This window comes from Nitrospira sp. T9, from assembly GCF_052156535.1.
Taxonomy (GTDB): domain Bacteria; phylum Nitrospirota; class Nitrospiria; order Nitrospirales; family UBA8639; genus Nitrospira_E.
In genome coordinates this window covers 207,360-223,857 of the sequence record NZ_JBQKUP010000029.1, presented here as the reverse complement: position 1 = coordinate 223,857, position 16,498 = coordinate 207,360, and the positions used below count along the sequence as shown (strand labels likewise).

Here is a 16,498-nt window from a genome sequence, read left to right as displayed (position 1 = left end):
AAATCATTCGAGATACTCGAGATCGGCTAAGTCTTTATGTCGTCCGCTGGCTTTTTTATTGAGAATAAGATGTTTCAAGCTGATGATGTCCACAGCTACATCCTCCCACTGGTGTACTTCCCGGTCCCTGTAGCATTCTTCGAACGTGACTCCGGAGACTGAGGTTAGCACTTCGATTCTGAGGGGTGGAACGCCCATTCGAATGACCTGATCGTTCTCTAAAAATAGGTTGGGGGTGAGGTCTGGAACATCAAACCCAAAGTTTCTGAGGACGGTCACCAAACGGTATGCATTTTGAGGATTGGATAGAATCCATATATCCATGTCGGCCGTGGCTCGGACATAGCCAGGATATCCTACGGCGTATCCTCCAACCAGCAGATATTTTACTTCATGGGCATTGAGTAATTTCAAAAACGCGCTGAAGTCTTCCGGTAGTGGAATGTTCGCCATATAAGATTCGCCGGGTTTGTTCCAAGGCCTCGAGACGTTGGTGGGGAGTTTTGTCTCGCCAGTATGTAGCGTCCAATAGGTCTTGCTCTTTTATCGAGAGAACGCTAAATGCTTGACGGTCTATGTGGGGTGAAAATTGTGCCATAGGTTCTTTTCGTTTACTGTACCGTAGGTCATTAGTAATTTCCATGGTGCGAGGAGAGAATGTTTCCCAGGACCTCCCATCTAGTTGATGCCAGGAAGGATCCTAAGGATATTGTCAAGTTGAGCGGGTTTTGGCAGACGCTGTCGATGAACCCTTATTCACCCAGCTAGCAAGGTTTTCGTTTTCCCTCCCAAATCATCAGTCACTGATGAGATAGACGTATTTCAATGAGAGGGGAATAGTGTGGTCACTATATCCTGCTTGCTACTAAATAACCAAATTCTAGAGCGAAAGTAAACTGAGCTATCGATTGTTAGTAGCAAAACTTCGGCGGACAGCCTCCGCATCCTTTTCTGTGCTGGCCTGCCAGCCGTAGCCCTTGCGAAGGCTGGCGGAGGGGGTGGGGATTCGAAGTCGTGCGGGGCTTGCAACCCCGCACTCCCACAAGGGGGCCATGCCCCCTCGTGCCTTCGCATGGCTGCGGTCACCCCATGAAGGGGGCACACCCCCTTCAAAACCCCTGGTTCGAACCCCACCCAGTTATTGAGTGGATCTTGTGCTATTTGATGATTTTAGAATTTTGTGTGTCGTTTGGTTAATGGCGGAGGGGGTGGGATTCGAACCCACGGTCGCTTTCACGACGCCGGTTTTCAAGACCGGTCTATTCGACCACTCTAGCACCCCTCCGAATTTTTTAGAGTCAAAAGCTTGAGGATTGTTGGTAGGACTGATTCTCACCCAATTGCGGCCCTAACTCCAATTACCTGATAAGACCTTCCATTTGGTACGGGATACAATGATTTTCACAAGGCTTATCTCCATGCAAGCTTATAGTAGCCGACTGTGGCAGGAATGTGAACTATGCATAGTGAAATTTGGTGGGAGCCTATGGAATTTTTCTGTCATCCACGAGCTCGAAGATCCCTCATGGGTATAGGGTTCATCAAACTATCATTTATGGAAAAGCAATCGGAGGGATGACGCTGACTCCATTCATATAGGGTTGCAAGGCTTCAGGAATATGCACGGTCCCATCGGCTTGTTGATAGTTTTCCAAAATGGCGACCACGGTGCGTCCAATGGCCAGGCCTGAGCCATTGAGCGTGTGCAAAAATTGAGGCTTGTCCTTTTTGGAGCGGAATCGAATATTGGCTCGACGGGCTTGAAACGCATCAAAATTACTACAGGACGAAATCTCCCGATAGCGTTGTTGCGAAGGAAGCCAGACTTCAAGATCATATGTCTTTGCGGCGGAAAATCCCAGGTCACCGGAGCATAATGCGACGACACGATAGGGAAGCCCCAATTTTTGGAGAATGGATTCCGCGGCTTGTGTCAGGCGTTCCAGCTGGTCATAGGAGTCCTCCGGACGAACAAAGTTGACCAGTTCCACTTTTTGGAATTGGTGCATGCGAATCAGGCCTCGGGTGTCCTTACCATAGGATCCAGCCTCCCGTCGAAAACAGGAGGTATAGGCGACAAGGCGTACTGGGAGTTGTTCTGCGTCCAGGATTTCCTCTCGCAACAGGTTGGTCACGGGAACTTCAGCCGTGGGAATGAGAAAGAAATCTTCTTCAGGAAGATGAAAGAGGTCCTCAGCAAACTTTGGTAACTGGCCGGTTCCGGTCATGGAGGGCCGGTTGACGAGCATAGGCGGAAGCACTTCCGTGTAGCCATGTTCCTGGGTATGACAATCAAGCATGAAATTGGCCAGCGCCCGTTCCAATTGCGCGCCCAGGCCCATCGATACGCAAAATCTGGCTCCGGCAATTTTTGTGGCCCGTTTAAAATCGAGGATGCCGAGGGCTTCTCCCAGGTCATGATGGGATTTGACTGGAAAGGAAAATTCCGGAAGGGTGCCCCATTGTCGCACCTCAACATTCTCGTGTTCGTCCTTCCCCGGCGGAACCGATTCGTGAGGAATATTAGGGATTCTGAGGGCCTGGTCTTGTAATCGTTCTTCGGTGGTGCGCAATTCCAGGTCCATGGTCTGGATGCGGTCGCGGATTTCCCGAAGCGCGGTTGTGGCATCCTCGCATGGTTGTTTGTTACGCTTCAGTTCGGCAATCTGATCCGATCCTTTTTTGAGCTGGTGGCGAAGCTCCTCGGTTTGGGTGATGAGGACACGTCGTTGGTCTGCTAGGGTCTGGACGGTTTCCCATGGAATATCGCCAGCCCGTGCACCGAGTTGGGAGCGGAGAGAGTCGAGTTGGTCGCTAAGGATTCGGATATCGTGCATGGTGGCCTGGCAGGGAGACCGAATCTATCATGAGTCCCTATCTCAGTCAATGAATGCAACCCGAAAAACCCTGGTCATTTCGGCCGAAGCCTAGCATCCATGCCCTATCTCTTTCCTCATGAAGACGTGTTTGTTGTCCTGGTGAGTGTGATCATTGCGGGCTTGCTGTTCTTACGCTGGTATGTCGTTCAGGATCGTAAAAAATGATTCATCTGGTTATCTAAGATTCAATATGCAGATTTCGGGTCATCGCCATCCAAATAGATCAGCCATTCTTTCAACCTCATGTGGACAAGGTGACTGGTGCATTTGTGTTTTGCAGGAGCCCTCTTTATAATTCAACCCCTTTTTTTAATGTGAGGAATAATGTTACCGACACTTAGTATCCCGCGTACAGATAATCGACGGGCGGATGAACTTCGGCCTGTCAAAATTACCCGCCCCTTTACCAAATATGCCGAAGGATCGGTGCTTATTGAAATGGGAGAGACCAAGGTCGTGTGTACGGCCTCGGTGGAAGAAAAAGTGCCGCCCTTTTTACGGGACAAAGGACAAGGCTGGATTACCGCTGAGTACGGGATGTTGCCACGTTCAACCCATGATCGGATGTCCCGTGAAGCCAGCAAAGGCAAGCAGGGCGGACGAACCCTGGAAATTCAACGGCTGGTGGGGCGATCGCTCCGGGCTGTCACGGATATGCATCAAATGGGAGAACGCTCCATTTGGATTGATTGTGATGTGATTCAAGCTGATGGGGGAACACGGACCGCCTCGATCACGGGAGCCTATATTGCCCTGGCTGATGCCTTTTCGACCTTGAAAGAAAAAGGGCTGATCAAACAATGCCCGCTTCTGGATTATTTGGCGGCCATCAGTATTGGAAAGATTGCCGGGGAAATCCGGTTAGACCTAGCCTACGACGAAGACTCTCAAGCGGACGTGGATATGAATTTAGTCATGACCGGGAATGGGCGGATGGTCGAGGTGCAGGGAACCGCCGAACAATCTCCATTTTCCAAAAAAGATCTGGATGATTTTTTGGCAATGGGATGGGAAGGGATTCAACGCTTGATTGCCTTGCAGAAGGAGCTTATCGGCTCTATTGCCTAAGTCGGATAAGGGTGATGGTCATTGATTCGTTAGTTCTGGCAACCGGGAATCGGCATAAAGTTGAGGAAATTCAATCCATTCTCAATGATGTGGGCATTCCCATGCTCACCTTGAAAGAATTTCCTGATTTTCCGGCTATTGATGAGGATGGGCTTACCTGTCAGGCCAATGCCGTGAAAAAGGCCGTGGCCACAGCCAAATTTACCGGACACTGGGCCTTGGCGGACGATACCGGGTTGGAAGTGGATGCGTTACAGGGACGTCCAGGGGTCTATGCGGCCCGATACGCCGGCGAGCATGCAACTTACGAAGATAACTGTCAAAAACTGTTGCAGGAATTACACGGGGTGCCTTCCGACCAGCGAACCGCCCGTTTTATCACCGTGATGGCGCTGGCCAATCCGGCTGGTGAGACGGAAACCGTTGAAGGCGTGTTAGAGGGAATTATTACCCAGGAGTTTCATGGAACGGGTGGATTCGGGTATGATCCGGTATTCTATGTTCCTCAACTAGGAAAAACACTAGCCGAGATGACCTTTGCAGAAAAAAATCGAATAAGCCATCGCGCTCAAGCGGTGACCAATGCCAAGAGTCTTCTCACCACACATCGCCATTTAGCATAAGAGTCGGGGCGTAGCGCAGCCCGGTAGCGCGCCTGCTTTGGGAGCAGGATGTCGGAGGTTCAAATCCTCTCGCCCCGACCAAATACTCCGTTAAGCCACCCTCTCCTCGTATCACTCCACAAATTTTTAACAGCAAGCTTGGCGCCTGTCGCTCAGTTCAATAGACCAGTTTGAACAAACCAGGCGTTGTGTTGGTATGACTCCTCTAATTATATCTCCTATGTTGGGGACGAGAGAGATCGCTCGCTCGCCGTGGGCTAGCCAATTGAGGTAGGATGACACTGTCCTGACTTGATGTGCCGTGATTTCATCGCCTGCTGGAGCTTGAGGATATCATCCATACACCAACAAACATTACCACCCATGTCTACAATTTCTAGTATTGCTGTTCGGTCTTCCGTTTTTGCCAAGTATCAACCGATCATCGATATCACCTCCAATCGAATTGTGGGTTGTGAAGCCCTTGCTCGGTGGCGAGGGGACGATGGCTGCGAGACCAGCATTGAACCCGTCATTGATGAACTCGAATCGCAGGAGGATTTAGCCTTAGAGTTAACCACCTGCATGTTTACGTGCCTTAAGGCGGATTTAGGCTCCCTGCTGGTCGAACATCCTACATTTTCCGTGAGCGTGAATCTGCCTCCTATTGTGATGGGGAAAAACAAGATCTTGCCGGTGCTGGAAAAATTAGGGTTAATACCCCATCTCCCACAGCTCACAGGTGAAATCACTGAACGGCAAGCACTCAATAAGAAAGGCCGGGATGCCATCCGCCTGGCTCGGCAATTGGGTGCCAGAGTGGCCATTGATGATTTCGGCACCGGGCATTCAGGGTTGCAACAACTCATCGACTTGGAAGTGGATACCCTTAAAATTGACCAATCCTTTATCCGGCAGTTGGGAACCAATGTTGCGGCGGAACGCCTGGTGCGTGGAATTGCAGCCTTGGCCACTATTCTCAAGGTGGATATTGTTGCCGAGGGCATTGAGACTCCAGAGCAAGCGGCCTTTCTTCGGGCTATTGGGATCGAAAAAGGACAAGGATGGTTGTGGGCGAAAGCCCTCGACGCCAATGAATTATACGAGTGGCTGGACTAGCGCTGCTAAGTATCGTGTACATTCATAAGCAAAGAGAAGTCACCCTTCCCTTAACGGTCCGGATTGTTTCTTTGGAAGTTCTCCTCACTTTCCCTTGGCGGTAAGCCGACCGGATCCTCCTCATTTCATCCTGGGTAAACAATTTATTCGGCTAGCAAAGATGTGTTGAAAAGCTGTCGTGGGGCAGGAAGTGACCGAAGCGGCGTGTCACTTTACCGTACTTTTGGCCTGGTCTATACTCAACAACTGTCAAGCAGGGGAGTGTTGAATAATAAGGATGTTCAAGGGCAAATTTGCCCAGGATTAGATTACTTATCAAAGGCTCCGGGTCGGTTCAAAAAAGTCCGTCCAGCAAGGCCGCAGCCGTTTTTACGCGCGGAGCCTACGCTTAGTAGGTGAGCCCGGGAAAATGGCGAGAACGCCGCTGGCGGCTTTTTTCAACAGACCCAACAGAGGTAGGTGATCGGTCAAGGAAAGGGGCTTGTTATGGTCCGCACAGGTCTATCTGAATGGAGGATTCCTGTCTTTCTACTCGCTCTCACAATCGTGGTGCTTTTTTCGCCGTTCCCGTTCGCCTTTGCAGCAGAGGCAGAAGGCAATCCTATGAAGGTGACGGATGTCATCCACGGAGATCCAGCCGCAAAGTTTCTTCACAGGGGGACGCTTCCATCGGTCGATGATGTGCCTGCCGGGCCGAAGGGCGAGGCCATTCGGTATGGATTTGAACTTATTGTCCACACGCAGCAGCATGTAAAAGAGTATGTCGGAAACAGTCTGACGTGTCAGAATTGCCACCTTGGTGCCGGACGAACTCCCCATGCCGCCCCATTCGTAGGCCTACATTCTCTATATCCCATCTATCGAACAAAGAATGACAAGGTCACGACCCTCGAAATGCGTATTAATTCCTGCTTCCGACGCAGCATGAATGGCAAGCCTCTTCCGTATGACAGCAAAGAGATGACGGCACTGGTGAGTTACATGGCCTGGCTGTCTGAGGGGATTCCAGTTGGGATTGAAATTCCAGAACGCGGGTTTCCACGAATTGAGCCAACCCGCCCGCCGGATCCAACCCAAGGAAAGACACTGTTTACGGCGAAGTGTGCGGTGTGTCATGGGCTTCATAACGAAGAAACCGCGGTTGCCCCTCACTTGTGGGGTCCATATTCTTTTAACAATGGGGCTGGGATGGCACGGATGCCCACGCTAGCGGCATTCATCAGACAGAACATGCCGCGAGACCAGGGGGACACGCTTTCGAAGGATGAGGCCTATGATCTAGCCGCATTTATTTTGAGCCAGCCTCGTCCGGATTTTTCCGATCGAATTCATGACTATCCGAAAGGGCATGACCCGGACAAGGCGCCCCTGTTCTGATTCAGAATCCAATGGGCCTGGCCCCTTCAGGTGGGCAACAAGCTGTTTCTTGCCTCCGGTTTTTACAAGCAAATCAAACGACCGCCTTTTGCCCTCGAAGGGCATTCCGCCCTGACAGCATTAAAACGTCAATGTCGTTGAAACGTAGAAATAGGTTGAATTCTTGTTATTGGGTTTTCCCGGTTGTTGCAGATTTTCAATAAAACTTCCTTTCAATAGATACGCCAAGCCCGTTTCGAATACCACGTTTTCTGTCGCGATCCAATGAGCTCGTGTCTCGAAGTGTTGTCCCAGAAATTTTCCAGCCTTGCCTGAGCGATCTTGTAGGCCTGTCCCGACCCATTGGTCCTTGGCTTGGGCAAGCCAGAAAATACGATGCGCCACAAAGAAGGAAAAATCCTTACTGGGTGTCAGGTGCAAACGATACCCGGGCGAGTTGATATTCGACCGTCGAAAGGGGCCCCAAATACCAGCCGGATTTAATTCGAAGTTCACACCTCCAAAGAGGGTATCGAATCGTTCATCCTTATTGTCGTTGGGATTGCGGTCACCGCTGGCATAATCATATTGGACCAAAAAGCGGGGAGTCCAAGGGATGTCGATGGTATAGCCGATCTCGAAATGCTGGAAATGTGCAAAATGATCAAGCGTCTGAGAGCTCCCAGGTGCTTCCGCCAGATTCCCGAATTGCCAGATTGATTCAATTTCGTAATCCATCTGTCCTACGGCATTCGGCTTAAAAATGCGTAACCCGGGTGTCTGGAAATGACGTCTTCGACTATCGGTATTGGGGGGGCGATCTGTTTCATTGAGAAAATACACATACAGATCGCTATGGAGCCAAGAGATCTGTCGCTGTCCAAGAAAAAATCCCCAGAACATCGTTCCGTGTTCTTCAGTATCGCCTTTATTCTCATACTGGAATACCGGTTCGACGACAAAGCTTCGGAGATGAAATTCTTCTTCTCCCAGGGCCAAATGCAGTCCGGTGAATGAAACCGGGACATTCCGGAAGTTTCCTCTTCTGATCAATCGTCGGTTACCGAAATCCATGGTGAACCGCCCAACCGTGAGTTCGGCCGGGACTCCGAGTCCGAGGAGATTCGACGAGCCCAAGCCCCCATAGAGTTGGAGGATGTCTGTTTGATCTTCAGTCCCGCTCGGAATGGTGGACCCGTTGTCGGTTAAGAAGGCGCGGGCGTCGATAAATTCCGTAAAGAAACGGATCGGATCATATCGGATTCCCAATCGCACGAGGGTATGAAGGGGGAGTTGCTGATCGCTGCCAACCTGATTCAGTCGAAACGGCTCATTATAGGTTTCGTACCGCGTGCGATGTTCAACGCCCAAATGCAGCCATCGAGGTCCGTCAATCGTGTTTTCGATGGTAAAAGGACTTTTTCGCAGCACGCGTATAGATCCATCAGGTCGCATGATCGCGCGTTGTTCGGTGGTTCCTTGTTCTAAAATTTCCCGGTTTAACCCCGGAGACTTCTCAACGGGTGGACCTGACTGTTTGGTCGGCGTTGTGACAGAGGGGACTCCGATCAGCGGACCGCCTTCAGTTCCTCCGAGTGCAGCGCCTTGAATGAAAGAGAGGAGGACTGTGATCGTGGAGCCGATCAACACGGTCGTTCCGGCTTTCCGTACTACCTCAAACACGCCAACATCACTTTCTTGGCCTGATGGGGCCGATGGAAGGTAACGGGCCACTTTCCTTGAGACATGTCAAAATGTCATTCACTCTCGATATGGTTGTATGATGGCGCCATTGTTCATAACGCAACCAGTCTGGTGGGTCCTTTTTCGCCACAGAGGAGAGCTGGAGTCAATGTCCTCCGAATATCTGAGTCTATTTTTGGTGTGGTGCCAAGTCAATGAGACCATGAAGAATGATGATTGCGTTGTGGATGTGGACACATGTCTCTGTCTTGTTGCGTGCCCTTAATTGCTCTGGAGCGAAAGAACACCCTTTCATTGGGTTCTGTAAATCCTTATGATGGTCATCTCATGAGGCCGAGGATCTCATGCGTGGAGCAATCCGCAGTGCCCACATGCTGCGTATGGGCTAACCAGGAAAAGGAGGGGTGGCGATGGGACTGAAATCGTGGTGGGACAGGTGGCTGCGGGCTATTCACTTCACAGGTTTTATGGTGTTGGCGATGGTACTTGATGGATCGGCCTTCGCCAAAACGCAGCCGGTCAGAGATTTTACCGTGGTGGTTCAGGAAAAGACCATTGAACTGTTACACCAACCCAAAAAAGAGGTGACCGTCTGGGCATTTGGCTTGGAAGGTCAGGAAGCCACGGTTCCGGGTCCGGTCATTCGAGTACCAATGGGGTCACGGGTTCGAGTCCATTTTAAGAATACGCATGTGTTGCCTCATAGTATGCACTTTCATGGGATACATCCCTTCAATATGGATGGGAACGGTATCCGGGAATTGGGCAAGGAACAGTTACAAATGCCCGGAGAGAGCTACACCTATGAATGGACTCCCGCCGCACCAGGCTATTATCTCTACCACTGTCACTTCGATACGGCCAATCATATGGACCATGGGATGTATGGTTTTTTCATTGTCGAAGATCCTGCCTGGCCTACGGTGGACCGGGAAATACTGACGATTTGGGACGAGTGGGACATAGATGGCGATGGACGGTACGACACGCATACGATCAATTCCAAATCCACGCCGGACGAAGAACCCTTGACCGCCAAGGTTGGAGAGACGGTTCGTCTCGTCATGGCCAATGTCGGTGCGGAGGTCCATGCGCCCCACATGCACGGTGTCAAATGGACCGTCCTGGACCCGGATGATCTGACTCCTATTGACAAGGATTATAATGGGGTTATCAGCCTGACTTCCGCTCAGATAAAAGTGGTCGAATTCATCCCATCAAATTTAGGCACGTGGCTCTTCCATTGCCATGTGTTGCCCCATGTGGCGGATGATGGACTCTATCATCGAGGAATGCTCACCCGGCTCAACGTCCTGAAAGGACCATCGTAAATAATTCAGTCTAAAATTCGCTTTGTCACCGTCAGTTAAATTAAGTTTCGGCGTAAGTATGACATTCGGATCCTGTCCCTCATATATGGCCGGGCCATCTCCAGGTGAATAATCTCTCTATGGGTCTGTTGAAAAAAGCCGTCAGCGGCGTTCTCGCCATTTTCCCGTGCTCACGTACTAAGCGTACGCTCCGCGCGTAAAAACGGCTGCGGCCTTGCTGGACGGACTTTTTTGAACCGACCCGGAGCCTTTGATGAGTAATCTAATCCTGCGCAAATTTGCCCTTGAACATCCTTATTATTCAACACTCCCTCTATGGTCGTGAGGTTAACCGGACCCTAATTGTTCTCTAATTATTTTCAAAGATCGGAGGGGCCTCCATATCGGTCTTTCTCCAGTTGAAAAAGAAAAATGCCGTATAGACCGTTTGAGTGACCGATCCTACCTGTGGCTCCGTTGAGGCAACAAAACGACCGGATGCTCTTTCGAAAATATCAAAATAAAAGCGCACATAGCCCTGGCTTTGCACACGTTTATAGAAAGCCAATTCGGGTGTGGCGATGGGAAATATCGTTGCCTGGGTGGCTGGCAGTCCCAACAACCTCGCGTTTTGGGTCGTTCCTATAGACTCAACGATTAAATGCACACGGTACGTCGCCTCGTTTGCCTCTTCCCTAATGATCACTCCTTGTTGCCCTAGCCACCCGGCAACGACCTGCTTCATATGCTGATTAATGACATCTCCATTTAAACTCTGGTCCACCCTCAGATCTGTAGCGGTCAGGAGTATGGATGCCCCTTTGAGGATGCTCACATCATAATTCTTCAGGCCTTTGTTGATCGCTGAGCTGAATAACAATTGCTCGGTGGGTGTAAGGGGATCCGTAGACTTCTTTGAAGGTATGGCGCAGCCGGATACACTCAAAATGAGCCAACAAATCATAATGTTTCGCACGGTCTTTAATCTGTTCATCTTCCCTTACTTTCTCATTTTAAAGTGATGATCTAACGTAAGTTCATCATACGAAAAGGTTTGCACATGCAAGTGAGATCATGAACGTCAGCACAACCAATATTGTCTATACATGCTTTGGATAAACCGGTCTCCGCTAAATGGCACTGCAGTCCGCGAGCAATTCTTGAATCGTTTGGTCAACCCCCTTGCCCGGCAAATCGTTGACCCAGCACGGCTGATCAGAGGCGGCAAGACATTGCTGCATAAATGCCCAATGTGCGACCTGGGTTGACTGAGTTCCAGATGCCATTTGCATCAGGAACATCCATGAGCCACGCTGTTTGACCATTTCGCCCGTGCCAGTCGTAATGGTTGGGCTTTTTGGGCCGGGAAGCTCCGTTATGCCATTGAAGGAGATTTCCACTCGCCCGCCTGGTTGACCTGGTGTATTCGGTGGTCCCGGTGTCACCGATCCGATCATGTATTGACAGATGGGTGGCTGGCCTTCGAATTTGACAACCACAGGTCCGAAGAAGAATCCGTCATCGAATTTCTCGATATGCCAGACCGTCTGGTCCTCGATTGGCTCAGTCGTATTTGGATTGCTGGGATCATTCGTGTCCCACGTGTACGCCTTGAGATACTCAGATGGCACGTACCAATAGGTGCCACCGTTCTCTCCGAGCCAGGCCCACTGAGAAGTTGGTGGCTCCGATTTAGGATTCTTCCCCGCGACCTCAGGAGATAATCCCGTGGTGATCATGATGAAAGACGTCACCATGGCAACAAGATATTTCCCTGGTAACATTTCGTCCCCCCAGGCTTTTTCCGCGACACGTTTTCATTTGTGCTTGATTGGATAACGTCCCTCTACCTCCAGACTCTGTTCGCGTAATCATTTATCCTTTCTGAATAAATGACAGCTAATCTAGTTACCACAGAGGGTATTATTAAGAACACATTGGGTCATAATGCCGGCGCCAGTCTGTTCGGCATTGAGGTTCACGATCGCCGCATTGGTCTGTGCGTTGATATTATTGCATCCACAAATTTGGCTGGCACAGCAACTACATTCGGCTAGGGCCTCGACCAACGTGATCTCTGTCAATCCATTCATATTCTGGATGCCGCTGCAGGCCTCTCCCAATAACTGAGCTTCAGTTTGATAGTCCGGCGGGGGGCCGTCCTGTCCGATACCCACGGTGGTGCAGAGTGTTGCATCGCAGGAATAGCCCAACTGAATGTTGGGATCATTGGGATTATTGGCATTACTTGCCCCATAATAACCGCAGACACTTTGACAGAGCGCCCCATCAGGATCAATGTGGTAGTCTGTTCCCGCTTCATACAAAGGGCAACCACTATCCCCTGGTGAATCAGGGATGCAGGGGAGTTCGGTGAGTATGATAGGCCCACCGGCGGGGTTATAGGCGGCCGACCAGACATTATCGCCTCGTCCATGCCGCTTTTTCTTACGGGAGGACCTGGTCTTGGGAGGAGGGTCGTTGGCATTGCAACTTTGATCTCCTTGACCAATTTGGAACGGTCCATCATAGACCGGGCATTTGCACTCCACGAGGTTACGGCCATCCGCATCCGTTAATCCCGTGCGGTAGCAAGGCGCTGTCATGCAGCCCGCATAAACACCTTGATCCCTTTTATCTGTACATTCTGTCGAGGTGGCTTCCCCCTTGCTCACGTAATCGCGTTTGTACCGTTCTGAATACACGGATATCAGGTCGGCGCCGGGAACCAGCAGATTGGTATTAATCGCTTCACACACCGGTGGGATTCTGCCGCTATTCAGACATTCTGCTCCTTGGTCTCCGCATGCTTCAACCGTCTCCTGATAGATATCAAGATTGGAAATGGCATGAAGATCGACAAGGTAGGGGATCTTAGGAGATACCTCATCCGTAGATATTTCGAAACACGTGCAATTGGCTAATGTTCCATCAGGGGAAAGCGTGCAGGGCAGAGAGGGGTTTTCATCACTATCCCCTGTCGGGGCATCGGGTCCTGAGTAATAGCACAGGGCATAAGAAAATGGTCTGCCGGATGGCGGGGTACATTGCAGGAAATTCGCCGAGGACGTCCAGACATTCGCATACGCAGGACCAAAAGCTGTGGTTTCCGTATCATTGAACGTATACACATCACTGAGTCTCACGCCACGGAGGATCGACTGACTATATCGATGCCCATAGTTGCTCGGATTGGTTTTGGGAGAAAACTTTTCACGGTGATCCCTGTCGCCGGCATAAAGATTATTGCCACTCGTCAGGATTATAGCCAAGGGTAGACCCAAACAGAGGAGTACGTGGGCCACTGTCCGTAAGCGCGAGCATGTAATGATGTGTATCATGATCAATCTCCATTAGGACATTTCTAAGAACTCTAACGCTTCGAAATGCTTCCGGTTTTTGTGGACCACTTCCTTGTTTCCACAGCGTGTATTCCATAAAACGGATCCGTTGGCTCCAGATCCGATGCGGACCCGGATTTTTATCTCGACAATACCCATCAGGCTTTTCCTGTTGGTCTATTGGCGTGTATCTGCGACTGGGCACCGCCTCTGATGTGATTCCGTCCCTGTTAGTTCATCTACCGGACCAGAACAAACCGGATGATTTTTAATCGGGCAGCCAAAAAAGTCAAGGAAATTCTCTTCGAGCTCGCTTTCTCGTGGTTGTGTAATCGGTGTTGAACAATCTCATGGAATCCCTCGATCTTCAGTCCATGATTTGTTACCTTCTCTTTGAAAGTGGATTTTGATCGAGATGGGCTGTGATAAAATTTGCACGGCAGGCTGTGCGATGAATAAATGGCAACTATTTTTGAATGGTATTGAAAGGCGGACATGAATCGACAAATTCAGGCAATTGAGAAACCGGAGAACAGCTCAGGAGGAACTAGCAGACTCGTCCGGGGACTGATCGGCCTGCTGGTGTGTGTCGGTTTGCTCATGATCAACCCTGGACCGGGTCGGGCCGTCGTTGAAGAAGATGTCCGGGCCCTTCGCGAGGATATGGAGCAGGTGAAGAAGGATCTTGCTGAAATTAAGAGCATCCTTCAGAGTGCGACAAAACGGCAAAGACCGGAGAAAAGTACAGGCACTGTGGGTGTGACCGGGGGTGCGGTGCTGGGGGAAGTCGATGCCCCGGTCACGATCGTGGAATTCTCAGACTATCAATGTCCTTTTTGTCGACGGTATTCATTAACGGTGTTTCCTGTACTTAAACGTGAGTATATCGATACGGGAAAAGTTCGGTATGTATTCAGAGATTTTCCTTTGACCAGTATTCATCAACAGGCAGAAAAGGCCCATGAAAGCGCGCACTGCGCCGGGGAATCCAATAAATACTGGGAAATGCATGATATGTTGTTTGAAAAGCAGAATGATCTCATGGTTCCCTCGTTGAAACAATATGCCGGGGAACTCGGACTGGATTCCACGACGTTCGAGGAATGCTTAGATAGCGGGAAATATCAAGTGGCTATTCAAAAGGACGTTGATGATGGCGGAGCTGCGGGAATTAGAGGAACCCCGTCATTCTTTGTCGGGAAAAGTGGTTCCGGAGATTCTATAACCGGTACGATCATCCGGGGAGCTCAACCGCTGGTGAATTTTCAAACTATCATCAATCAGCTCCTGAGTGATCATGCGTCGGACGCTGGTGTCTCCCCTGAATCCGATGACAGGGCACCCGTTCGGCTACCGTAAGCCCACAATGGAGGCTATTCGGTCATTCAACCACTCGTGAGTTCACTATCCCCAAGTAACCAACTCACCCAATTCGTGATCATAAATGCAAGCTTCCGTTGTTCAGTCAAATACCGCATCGGCATGCTCATGTAATTTTTACTAAACAATACACATCCTAGTTGGTGCCGCCTTTCAACCGAGTCAATCGATCTTCTTTTAATTCAATCCAGAGCGACTTCTCTCTTTCCACCGTGACAGAACCGGGTTTGAAGTCTTTGCCTTTTTTAACGAATTTTCGCAACGTATAAATCACTTCACCTTTCCCGCTTTTTCGTAAGTCACTAAACCACAGGGTCAACGTCGCCGCATCCTTTAATGTCTCTGGGGGCACCATGGCGCCTTTTTCCAGGCGGACAACCACGTGCGAACCCGGTGTCCCTCGAGCATGAAGCCACAGATCATCCGGATTGGCGACCTTCAAAGTCAGATGATCATTATCCTTCGCCGTTTTCCCGACTAAAATAGTAAGTCCATCGGCAGAGGTATACGTCCGGTAGCCCTGGGCTGGAGCCGGTCGGCCTTTGTTGGATGCCCTCGTCCTCTGTGGAATCGAGGGACCTGCTTTTTTTGTCGTTCTGGGTAAACCCTCAGGATCCACAATCCCTTGTTCCAACTGAGCCAATTTTCCCTCCAATCGGGCCACCTCTTTGTGGGCCTCGTCCACACGGGGTTGGAGATGTTCCTGAGCCCCGATGTATTTATGATATTTCCGAAAGTAATCTTCCATATTCCACACCGCATCTTTAGCGGGGTCAAGAGGGAGCGTCAGGGTAGGCAGGGCCGGATCATAATAATCAACCATGGTGATGGTCTCTTGTCCCTTTTTGATCTCATGGAGATGACTTTTCAATAGTTCTCCATATCGGGCATATTCCCGAAACCGCTCGGTCTTTTTGAAATCTTCCTGTAGCGCCTGAATTTTTCGTTTGGCATGTTTCAGTGCTTTTCGAGCCTGCGCCAGTTGCTGTTCAAGGATGGTATCCCGGCCTTCCTCCTGTTCTCGCTGCCCATATCGGGTTTCCAGTTCCGCCGACACCGGAAACATTTCGCCAAAGGTACCTGTTTCTTGAGTAGCAGCTTCAGAAAGCGGTTCACGAATTTTCCCTTCCTGGGTCATAACAATCTCGTCCTGAGGGACGAGACCATCCATGGCGGAAGGAGGGAGAGCCTCCTGGAAGGGCACTGGTCGCACCGATGGGGGCGTATACAGCTCTCCCACCTTCACACGGGAATCCCGTAAGGATCTCAAGACCAGTTTTTTCTCATTGAGGACATGCACATTCGACCGATTGCCGGTCAACGCAATCACCAAAACAGATATCTGCCCGGCTTTTGCTATGGTGATATACACAATCCGGTCTTCTGGCTCCTGGCTGACCTCCGCAATGCGTCCACCCTCCACATGAGAACGTAGAAAGGCACAAAAGGGCGGGGGAGTCGGCGGATTCTCAAACTTTTGAGAAGTCAGATGCAGGCGGGCAAACCGGGGCTCCACGCACACAAGTAAGTGGCTTGTCTGTGCCTGGGCGCGAATATCGAGGGTTAAGGCCAATTCCCGGGGTTGGTGGATTTTCTGAACCCACCCACCCACCAGAGACTTGCGTAATTCCCTGACAATGGACTCACATTCAGAAAGAGAAAGAGCCATAGTTACGTGGTGCCGGCTCGAAAAAGATTGCAGACAGAAGAATTGAATATGTCAATTTCTTCTGGAACAT

Annotated in this window: 14 protein-coding genes and 2 tRNA genes; 7 read left to right on the top strand and 9 right to left on the bottom strand. The window is 50.3% G+C overall.

All coding sequences use genetic code 11. The annotated features are described in order from the left end of the window. Nucleotides 1–3: 3 nt before the first annotated feature. From ACTRXD_RS06150 to serS, 4 genes are all read right to left on the bottom strand, one after another. On the bottom strand, nucleotides 4–453 hold the full coding sequence (locus tag ACTRXD_RS06150) for a hypothetical protein (RefSeq protein ID WP_442430959.1): 450 nt from the start codon (nucleotides 451–453) through the stop codon (nucleotides 4–6). A 448-nt stretch (nucleotides 454–901) separates the two neighbouring features. Continuing rightward, nucleotides 902–1,054, bottom strand: a complete 153-nt coding sequence (locus ACTRXD_RS06145; protein WP_442430958.1) for a hypothetical protein — start codon at nucleotides 1,052–1,054, stop codon at nucleotides 902–904. Between the two features lie 143 nt (nucleotides 1,055–1,197). Next, nucleotides 1,198–1,285: transfer RNA gene (locus tag ACTRXD_RS06140), tRNA-Ser, on the bottom strand. Nucleotides 1,286–1,553: 268 nt separating this feature from the next. Beyond that, nucleotides 1,554–2,837: a serine--tRNA ligase gene (serS, locus tag ACTRXD_RS06135; protein WP_442430957.1), complete on the bottom strand. Its 1,284-nt coding sequence runs from the start codon at nucleotides 2,835–2,837 to the stop codon at nucleotides 1,554–1,556. A 384-nt stretch (nucleotides 2,838–3,221) separates the two neighbouring features. Here serS and rph point away from each other — a divergent pair, with 384 nt between their 5' ends. From rph to ACTRXD_RS06110, 5 genes are all read left to right on the top strand, one after another. Next, the gene (rph, locus tag ACTRXD_RS06130) at nucleotides 3,222–3,947 is read left to right on the top strand and encodes a ribonuclease PH (RefSeq protein ID WP_442431018.1); all 726 of its coding nucleotides are present in this window, start codon (nucleotides 3,222–3,224) and stop codon (nucleotides 3,945–3,947) included. Nucleotides 3,948–3,961: 14 nt separating this feature from the next. Then, complete coding sequence (locus tag ACTRXD_RS06125; RefSeq protein WP_442430956.1) at nucleotides 3,962–4,570, top strand: XTP/dITP diphosphatase; 609 nt, start codon at nucleotides 3,962–3,964, stop codon at nucleotides 4,568–4,570. Nucleotides 4,571–4,574: 4 nt separating this feature from the next. Next, nucleotides 4,575–4,651: transfer RNA gene (locus ACTRXD_RS06120), tRNA-Pro, on the top strand. A 282-nt stretch (nucleotides 4,652–4,933) separates the two neighbouring features. Continuing rightward, complete coding sequence (locus ACTRXD_RS06115; RefSeq protein ID WP_442430955.1) at nucleotides 4,934–5,668, top strand: EAL domain-containing protein; 735 nt, start codon at nucleotides 4,934–4,936, stop codon at nucleotides 5,666–5,668. A 486-nt stretch (nucleotides 5,669–6,154) separates the two neighbouring features. Next, nucleotides 6,155–7,045, top strand: coding sequence for a c-type cytochrome (locus ACTRXD_RS06110; protein WP_442430954.1), 891 nt, complete (start codon nucleotides 6,155–6,157; stop codon nucleotides 7,043–7,045). A 120-nt stretch (nucleotides 7,046–7,165) separates the two neighbouring features. Here the strand turns inward: ACTRXD_RS06110 and ACTRXD_RS06105 are convergent, their stop codons facing one another. After that, the gene (locus tag ACTRXD_RS06105) at nucleotides 7,166–8,707 is read right to left on the bottom strand and encodes an alginate export family protein (protein ID WP_442430953.1); all 1,542 of its coding nucleotides are present in this window, start codon (nucleotides 8,705–8,707) and stop codon (nucleotides 7,166–7,168) included. Nucleotides 8,708–9,138: 431 nt separating this feature from the next. On the opposite strand from ACTRXD_RS06105, the gene ACTRXD_RS06100 reads away from it, so the two are divergent. After that, complete coding sequence (locus ACTRXD_RS06100) at nucleotides 9,139–10,059, top strand: multicopper oxidase domain-containing protein (RefSeq protein WP_442430952.1); 921 nt, start codon at nucleotides 9,139–9,141, stop codon at nucleotides 10,057–10,059. Between the two features lie 349 nt (nucleotides 10,060–10,408). Here the strand turns inward: ACTRXD_RS06100 and ACTRXD_RS06095 are convergent, their stop codons facing one another. The 3 genes from ACTRXD_RS06095 to ACTRXD_RS06085 form a co-directional block, all read right to left on the bottom strand. Further along, nucleotides 10,409–11,032 (bottom strand): hypothetical protein, encoded by a 624-nt coding sequence (locus ACTRXD_RS06095; RefSeq protein ID WP_442430951.1) that lies wholly within the window; start codon nucleotides 11,030–11,032, stop codon nucleotides 10,409–10,411. Nucleotides 11,033–11,168: 136 nt separating this feature from the next. Further along, nucleotides 11,169–11,822, bottom strand: a complete 654-nt coding sequence (locus ACTRXD_RS06090) for a hypothetical protein (protein WP_442430950.1) — start codon at nucleotides 11,820–11,822, stop codon at nucleotides 11,169–11,171. Nucleotides 11,823–11,942: 120 nt separating this feature from the next. Further along, nucleotides 11,943–13,379, bottom strand: a complete 1,437-nt coding sequence (locus ACTRXD_RS06085) for a hypothetical protein (RefSeq protein ID WP_442430949.1) — start codon at nucleotides 13,377–13,379, stop codon at nucleotides 11,943–11,945. A gap of 495 nt (nucleotides 13,380–13,874) precedes the next feature. Here ACTRXD_RS06085 and ACTRXD_RS06080 point away from each other — a divergent pair, with 495 nt between their 5' ends. After that, nucleotides 13,875–14,738 (top strand): DsbA family protein, encoded by an 864-nt coding sequence (locus ACTRXD_RS06080; RefSeq protein ID WP_442430948.1) that lies wholly within the window; start codon nucleotides 13,875–13,877, stop codon nucleotides 14,736–14,738. A gap of 157 nt (nucleotides 14,739–14,895) precedes the next feature. On the opposite strand, the gene ACTRXD_RS06075 is transcribed toward ACTRXD_RS06080, so the two are convergent. Continuing rightward, on the bottom strand, nucleotides 14,896–16,428 hold the full coding sequence (locus ACTRXD_RS06075; RefSeq protein WP_442430947.1) for an Rqc2 family fibronectin-binding protein: 1,533 nt from the start codon (nucleotides 16,426–16,428) through the stop codon (nucleotides 14,896–14,898). Between the last annotated feature and the right edge of the window lie 70 nt (nucleotides 16,429–16,498).